This is a genomic window from Microbacterium sp. B35-04 (assembly GCF_010634885.1).
Taxonomy (GTDB): Bacteria; Actinomycetota; Actinomycetes; order Actinomycetales; family Microbacteriaceae; genus Microbacterium.
Genome location: NZ_MWLP01000035.1, coordinates 38,255 through 45,891, shown reverse-complemented (window position 1 = coordinate 45,891; position 7,637 = coordinate 38,255). Strand labels below are relative to the sequence as shown.

Annotated in this window: 6 protein-coding genes and 1 pseudogene; 3 read left to right on the top strand and 4 right to left on the bottom strand. The window is 71.7% G+C overall.

Annotated features, from left to right (window positions below; translation table 11 throughout):
* Window positions 1-1,621, bottom strand: a pseudogene (locus B1729_RS10020) (hypothetical protein); the annotation flags it as partial.
* Window positions 1,622-1,878: 257 nt separating this feature from the next.
* Between B1729_RS10020 and B1729_RS10015 the strand changes: the two are divergent.
* Window positions 1,879-2,736 carry a universal stress protein gene (locus B1729_RS10015; RefSeq protein ID WP_163632525.1) on the top strand — a complete coding sequence of 286 codons (858 nt, stop codon included), beginning with the start codon at window positions 1,879-1,881 and terminating at the stop codon, window positions 2,734-2,736.
* An 85-nt stretch (window positions 2,737-2,821) separates the two neighbouring features.
* Here B1729_RS10015 and B1729_RS10010 read toward each other — a convergent pair whose 3' ends face one another.
* The 3 genes from B1729_RS10010 to B1729_RS10000 all read right to left on the bottom strand — a co-directional run bounded on the left by B1729_RS10010 (window position 2,822) and on the right by B1729_RS10000 (window position 5,247).
* Window positions 2,822-3,478: a CPBP family intramembrane glutamic endopeptidase gene (locus tag B1729_RS10010; RefSeq protein WP_163632524.1), complete on the bottom strand. Its 657-nt coding sequence runs from the start codon at window positions 3,476-3,478 to the stop codon at window positions 2,822-2,824.
* Between the two features lie 194 nt (window positions 3,479-3,672).
* Entirely contained in the window at window positions 3,673-4,200 is a 528-nt protein-coding gene (locus tag B1729_RS10005; protein WP_163632522.1) for an LPXTG cell wall anchor domain-containing protein, read from the bottom strand.
* Between the two features lie 192 nt (window positions 4,201-4,392).
* On the bottom strand, window positions 4,393-5,247 hold the full coding sequence (locus B1729_RS10000; protein ID WP_163632520.1) for a type II CAAX endopeptidase family protein: 855 nt from the start codon (window positions 5,245-5,247) through the stop codon (window positions 4,393-4,395).
* 34 nt (window positions 5,248-5,281) lie between these two features.
* Between B1729_RS10000 and B1729_RS09995 the strand changes: the two genes are divergently transcribed.
* Window positions 5,282-5,872, top strand: coding sequence for a low molecular weight phosphatase family protein (locus tag B1729_RS09995; RefSeq protein ID WP_163632518.1), 591 nt, complete (start codon window positions 5,282-5,284; stop codon window positions 5,870-5,872).
* A gap of 69 nt (window positions 5,873-5,941) precedes the next feature.
* Entirely contained in the window at window positions 5,942-7,600 is a 1,659-nt protein-coding gene (locus tag B1729_RS09990) for a polysaccharide biosynthesis tyrosine autokinase (RefSeq protein ID WP_163632516.1), read from the top strand.
* Window positions 7,601-7,637 lie beyond the last annotated feature (37 nt).

Below are 7,637 nucleotides of genomic sequence, written 5' to 3'. Positions count from 1 at the left end.
GCGCTGGGTCCGGTGCCGGTGCGGGTGCTGGGGCCGGTGCGGGTGCTGGCGCCGGGGCAGGCGCCGGCTCGGGCTCGGTCCTCGGCTGGGGCGCGGGAATCGGGGCCGTGGAACGCCGTGACGTGCCGACCTGCTCGGCACGCACCTGGTCGGCACGCAGGGCAGTCACGGCCGCGGCATACGCGAGCAGCTCGCCATCGCCGCTGCCGCCCGCGGCTTGAGCGGCGACGACGGCGGCCGCCGCGGCGATGACGGCGTCGCGGAACGACCGCAGCGCGAGCGGATTCTCCAGACCGATGGCCTCCGCCGTCGCCGGCAGGCTCGCCCCGAGCGCGCGCTGCGCCTCGGCGAGCGCTGTGGCCTTCTGGGTCACCGCCTCGGTCGCGGCGACGACCTCCGCGGTGACGTCTTCGACGGTGGCCGCGTACTCGCGCGCGTCGGACGCCGCCGCGTCGGCAGCAGTGGGGTCGTCGATCGTCTCGACGGCCGGCGGGGTGTAGTCCGCGGGCCGCTCGGGCAGCTTCGTGTCGTCGAGAAGCGCGACGAGCGCCACGTGGGCCGCTGTCGCTGCGTCGAGCGTCGGCTGATCGGCCATGCCGGCGACAGCCGCGAGAGCCGGGCCCGCGCCGTCGGCAGCAGCCCGGGCAGCGGCTGCCGTCGTCTCGTACTGGGCGTACGCAGCATCCAGCGCCGAAACGGGCTCCTTCGCGGCGTCGGCGGCGTTCTGGAACTCCACAACGGCCGCGCGCAGCTCTCCCTCTTGCGCGGGGGCGATCTGCGCGACGTAGACGCTGCCAGCCAGGAGAAGACCGACGACGGCCACCGCGACTCCGACGGCCCACCACGCCCCTCTCCCCCAGACGCCCCGGCTGCGGGGCGTCGACGCGACGTGGCCCTCGAGCTGCGGCGTGGCGGCCGCCGCCTTCGCGGCTCGCTTGCTCTGACCTTTCGTGCGCGGCGCGGAGGTCGGCTCGGCGGGTGCGACGACCGCGGCCGCGACGGTGGGTCCAGTGATCGGCGGTTCCGCCGGCTCGTCCTCTTCGGCGAGCTCGCCGAACAGGGCCTGCATGTCGGCGTCAAGGAACGGATCCTCGTCGCCGTCGAGGAAGGGCTCCTCGCCGCCGTCAAGGAACGGTTCCCCGTCGCGGTCAAGGCGGAAGAGGTCATCATCGCCGTGCGGCGCAATCAACGCGTCGACATCCTCCGGGGGAGTTCGCAGATCCTCCGGCAGCACCGCCGCGTCCGGATCCTCGACTGGGTCGACCCCGATCGACGAGTCGGGGCTCGGCACGGCGGGCGTGGCATCCCTCGACGAGTCAGGCGTCGGCACCGCGGGCGCGCCAACGATCGCCGAGGCAGGCGTCGGCACGGCGGCCGGCTCTTCGCGATCCGGTTCGGCAGTGCGAGCACTCAATGTCGGCGCGTCAGGCTGTGCGGCTTGACCGAAGAATGCTGCGAGGCGCTCGTGGGCGTCGGCCTCTTCGACCGTGTCGGTCGGCCGCCCCGCGCTCGCGGAGGCAGCCCCGAAGAGCTCATCGAGTGCGCGCCTTCGCCCGTCGGCATCATCCGAAGAGATGCCGACGTCGCGGCTCGGGCTGCCGCTTTTCGACTTGCGGACCAACGTCGCGCGCCTTCCTGTGTCGGGGCTGGGCGGGCTAGAGTACCTGTCTCTACGCCACACCCCGCCAGCGCTTGCGGTGCGCGGTCCCATCGTGTACGAGGGCAACGACAACGGATATCGACTGCCCCCGGCTGTCGCACCGCCCGCCCCCTCGTCGCGAGGCCCCGGCTCGAACGCGTCGGCGCCACAACAGCATCGCGGTCTCTGTGCAGGCTCCGCACACCTCGCTAGCCTGGTGCCATCGGAGGGGGCCCGTCATGGCAGCTGGTCCAATCGTCGCGGGCGTGACGGATCGCCCGGTCTCGAGGCGTGTGACGGATTGGGCCGCCGATCGCGCGGTCGCCGAGGGTCGCGAGCTCGTGCTGATCTCAGTCGTGGGCGGCTCCCTCGGCAGGGTCGGGCGCGACGAGGTGCTGACGCATGCCCTGGCCGGCGCCGACGCTCTCGCCGCGAAAGAGGTCGAACGCATGGCCGGCCGCGGCCTCCGCATGCGCATCGCCGTCTCGCACGGCAATCCCACGGCGACATTGATCGAGGAGTCGACGGATGCCGCGCTTCTCGTGATCGGCAGTGATATCGGTGGCGAGGGTCATGACGGCCGCCGCGGCCCGCACGGTCGTCGCATCGTGGCGGGCGCGCACAGCACGGTCGTCGTGGTGCCCGACATCGATGTGTCGGCGCGGTCGGGCGTCGTCGTGGGCGTCGACGGATCCGAACTGTCGCAGCGCGCGCTGGCGTTCGCGGCCGATGAAGCCGCGAAGGCCGATGAGACTCTGACGGCGGTGTCGGTGTGGATGCCGGTTGCCTTGACCGCGGACTACGGCCTGGGCGCGGGCTACTACCCCGATTCGTCGTACCTCATCGATCTGCAGGACGAGACCGAACGCATGGTCGAGGGACTGGTCGAGCCGGTGCGCGCGGAGTACCCGTCACTGCACATCGACACCCACGTCGCCGAGGGCGATCCCGGCTCGGCGATCAACGACGTTGCGAGCGCAGCCCGACTCGCGGTGGTCGGAACGCATGGCCGCACCGGCATATCCCGACTGCTGCTCGGCTCGGTGAGCGAGCATGTGCTGGCCGAGCTGTCGACAGTGACCGCCGTGGTGCGCTGACGCGCACCGCCTCGCCTCCACCGCTCTCCACCCCCGCAGATCGCCGCCGACCGGCCCGCCCACCGCGCCGTCACAGCCCGCGCCGTCACAGCAGCAGCGCCACGCCGATCGCGTTGTAGACGATGTGCGCCGTGATGGCGCCGCCGAGCCTGCCGGTGAGGAGGCTCAGGATGCCGCAGCCCAGCCCCACCGCCACGGTGCCGAGCACGAGCCCCACGCCGACGACGCTCCCTGCAGCCACCACGTGCAGCGCCGTGAAGGCAGCGGTGCTGACGAGCACGGCGACCACCCCGGCGACGGCGGGTCCGGCATCCGTCAGCGCGTCTGCCAGCGCGCGCTGCAGGAGTCCGCGGAAGAACAGCTCCTCGATGAACGGCGTGACCAGCACCGCGCCCGCCAGGGCGACGACCGTCGCGGCCACCACGCCGGCTTCTTCGGCGCCACCGAGCCCAGCACCGAGCCCCGCGCCGAGCCCGCCCGCTGTGGGTGCGGCGAGTTCGACGAGTGCGCGCGCGAGCAGGCCGACGCCGATGCCCGCCGCGATGTCGATCCACGAGAAGCCACGCAGACCCGTCGCCGGCGCGAACCGGTCGCCGGACACCCGGACGGCGAGGATCACAGCCGCGATCAGCGGTGCCGATAACAAGAGGAGATCAGCGACGGCGACGAGGATCGGCGGCCACAGCACCGTGGCCGCGTGCACCCGCGGAAGCAGGAGCAGCACCGCCGCGGTGGCGGCCACTCCGCCCGCGGCGACGACCAGGGCCGGCCACGGCCTCCGCCATGCCCGGGCGTCACCGGAACCCCGGGCGTCACCGGAACCCCGGGCGTCGCCGGAAGCCTGCGCTTCAGCGGCACCCGGCACGTCGCCCGAACCGAGCGCAGACGACGACGAAGACCCCGGGCTCAGGCCCGGGGTCTTCGAGGAGTCGTTGTTCAGCGGTTGCCGGCCGCGCGACGGCGGGCGACCGCGGCCGCCACGGCGATGCCGCCGAGGCCGATGGCGCCGACGCCGAGCCAGATGAAGGCGGCGGGCACGGTGCCACCCGTGGCGGGCAGCTCACCCGAGCCGCTGCCCGTGCCACTGCCGGTCGCGGCGACCGAGATGGTCACCGAACCGAGCGTGCCTTCGGCGTCCGACACGCTGACGACGTACGTGCCGACGGCGTCGGCCGTGAACGTGGCGGAAGCCGAGCCATCGACGACGGACTTCTCGACGCTGCTACCCGCGCTCGCGAGCACGATCGAAGACAGCGAGCCGCCGGTGGTGGGGCTGACGGAGAAGGAGACAGCCGTTCGATCGCCCAGGTTGCCGGCGGTGACGGTGGTGGACTGACCCACGGTGAGGGTCGCGTCACCGGCGGTGATGGTGACGTCAGAGGGGTAATCGGCGGACGCGGCCGCCGCGCCACCGAGAACGAGCAGGCCGGCGACAGCAATCGTGGCGAATGCCTTTTTGAACATGAGAACTCCCGAGGTTTGATGTTCGCGTCTTCGGCGAAAAGAGGGGTCGGCAAGCGTTCACCCGATGAGCCGACGGGTGCCACGCTACTGCATCCTGAGAGTTCGCCGCGAGGCCTGGGGTTACCAGAAGGTAACAAGTTGCATCATCTGTCCCCCATAAGGGGGACAGTTTCGAGCAGAATGCGCCCTGATCTAGGACATTGCGCTTTCGAGCAGCGCCAGCACCACGTACGACGCGTTGTAGACGACGTGCACGAGCACGGCCCCCCAGATGCGCCCCGTGAGCATCACGAGGGCAGCGCACACTGCGCCGAGGAGCGACAGTGAGACGACGTCGCTGACGGCCACCCCGCCTGAGATGCCGTGCACGACCACGAACAACCCGGTCGACGCGAGAGCGGCCACGATCCCCGCCGTCGGCTTGCCGAACGGTCGGCGCAGCACCGTGTAGAGCGAGACCAGCACGACGGCGCGGAAGAAGAACTCCTCGACGACCGGCGCCACCACGACCGGCACCACGATGTCGAGAGCGATGGTGGAGAAACCCCACGAGCCGTCGATCCGCGTCAGGGTCGGGAGCGCTGCCGGCGTGCCGTCGAGGCCCTCGATCCAGCCCTGCGTCGTACGCAGCAGCCCGCCGAGCACCAGGCCGTAGAGCACGTCCAGCGCGCGCACGCGCAGCAGGCCGATGGGTCGCGACCGGCTGAAGGCCCACACGACGGGCACCAGCATCCCGATCCAGACGATGACGGTGGCGGATGCCGCGGCCCACGGCGACGGCCACACCGTGGCGATCATCGACCCGGCCAGCACGGCCACGCCGAGCGAGATGAGTGCGATGGCGAGAAGCCCCTCGCGCCACCGCAGCACGGTGCGCCCGCCCAGGCGCCAGTCGGTGCGGGGCTGGTGCGACGAGCGCCGCGAGCGCCGCTGCGCCGGTTCACCCTCATCCATCCCGCCGCCGCTCGAATCGAGGTCGTCCGCAGGCGGGGGCTGGATCGCCCAGACGTCTACCGCGGGCGCGGCGTCGCTAGGCTGATCGGGCACGCGCCTACGTTACCCGCCCCGTGGAGGCACCCCTTTGTTCGAGATCTTCACGGTGTGCACTGGCAACATCTGCCGCTCGCCGCTGGCCGAGCAGCTGCTGCGTGCTCGCCTGGCCGACCTGGCGCCGCACGTCGCAAGCGCCGGCACGCGGGGCCTCCCCGCCGCGCCGATGACGCGCGAGGCGGCGCACATCGCGCAGGCGCTCGGGGTGCCCGCCAATGAGACCGCCGAGCACCGTTCGCGCTTCCTCACCGAGCAGCACCTGCTCCAGCCCGACCTCATCCTCGCGATGACCCGCACGCACCGCCGCGCGATCGCCGAGCTCGCGCCGTCGCGGCTGCGGTCGACGTTCACGATCCGCGAGTTCGCACGGCTGGCCCCGGCCGTGCCTGCCGACGAGCTGCGTGCCGCGACGGATGCCGCCACCTCGGCGTCCGAGAAGGTGCGGGCCGCGGCATCCGTCATCGCCTCGTATCGGGGTCTCGTGCCGCCGCCGGACGATCCGGCCGACGACGACGTGGTCGACCCGTACCGGCAGCCGTGGGAGACGTATCTGCTGTCGGCGCAGCAGATCGAGCCGGCGGTGACGGTCGTCGCGCAGACCGTGCGGGCGGCGCTCGCGTAACGCTTTCCCGGCCGCAGCCAGGCCCTGTGGAAGAATGCACGGAGCACACCGGCACCTGCGAGAGGCGACATGGAGCTCACCGACTACATCCGGATTCTGCGCAAGAACTGGGTGATCATCGTCGTCGCGACCCTCGTCGGCGTCGGCCTCGCCGCGGTCTGGTCGCTCACCCGCACGCCCGAGTACGAGGCGCAGAGCACGGTCTTCGTGTCGACCCAGTCGGGCTCGACGATCCAGGATCTGCAGCAGGGATCGAACTTCACGCAGTCCCGCGTGCAGACCTACACGAACCTGGTCACGACGCCGATCGTCATGAACCCGGTGATCGCCGAACTCGGGCTCGGCACGACGGCGAATGACCTCGAGGCGCGGGTCGAGGCATCCGCTGCTCTCAATACGACGCTGATCACGATCACGGTGACCGATACCGACCCGGTGCGGGCCGCTGAGACCGCGAACGCGCTCGCGATGTCGCTGACCTCGGTCGTCGAAGAGCTCGAGACGCCGAACGGCACCGACACCAGCCCGGTGAGCCTCGAACGTGTGAAGGACGCGCTGCCGCCGCTCAAGCCGTCGAGCCCCAACGTGCCGCTCAACCTGGCGCTGGGTGCGCTGGTCGGTCTCGCGCTGGGCATCGGCGTCGCGGTGCTGCGCGCCGTGCTCGACACGCGCATCCGCACACCGCGTGACGTGGAGCAGGTCACCGACCGCCCCATCATCGGCGCGATCGCGTTCGACCCGAGGGCGAAGGAACGCCCGCTCATCGTGCACGCCGATCCGCTCAGCCCCCGGGCGGAGTCGTTCCGCGCCATGCGCACCAACCTGCAGTTCCTCGAGACCGAGGGCCGCGCGTCGTTCGTGGTCAGCTCGAGCCTGCCGAGCGAGGGCAAGTCGACGACCACGATCAACCTCGCCATCGCACTCGCCGATGCCGGCAAGCGCGTCGTGCTGATCGACGCCGACCTGCGCAAGCCGAAGGTCGCCGAGTACCTCGGGATCGAGGGCGGCGTCGGCCTGACCGACGTGCTGATCGGCCGGGCGCACCTGAGCGACGTGATGCTGCCGTGGGGCAACCGCAGCCTGTACGTGCTGCCAGCCGGCAAGATCCCGCCGAACCCGAGCGAGCTGCTGGGCTCGAAGAGCATGCGCCAGCTGCTCGAGGCGCTCGAGCGCGATGTGGACATCGTGCTCTGCGATGCTCCTCCCCTGCTTCCCGTGACGGATGCCGCGATCCTGGCGAAAGAGACCAACGGGGCGATCCTCGTGGTCTCGGCCGGCCACACCAATCGGCACCAGCTGGCGGGCGCGATCGATGCGCTGCAGACCGCCGGCGCCCACATCGCCGGGGTTGCGATGACGATGGTTCCGACGCGCGGGCCGGACTCATACGCCTACGGGTATGGGTACGGGTCGTACGGCTACGTCGACGACAAGCCCGTCAAGCGCGGCCGGTTCGGCAAGGCGCCGAAGAAGGCCGCGGCAAGCGCCGCGCCGTCGTCGTTCGCTCCGGCGCGACAGTCGACCGCGCAGGCACGCCCGTCGGCGCCCACGCGTCCCTCGGCACCGGCAGCGCCGACCACGGCTCCCGGTCCGGTGCGCTCGATCCCCGCGCCACCGGCTGAGCAGCCGCGCGCACCGCAGCAAAACGCGGAGCTGACGATCGACGACATCATCCGGCAGGCGGGCGGCGCGTCGAACGCCCCCCGCCGCAACGACCCGCTGCCCTGAGTCGCCGGCCGCGTATGCCACGGTTCGGCGCAGCGAG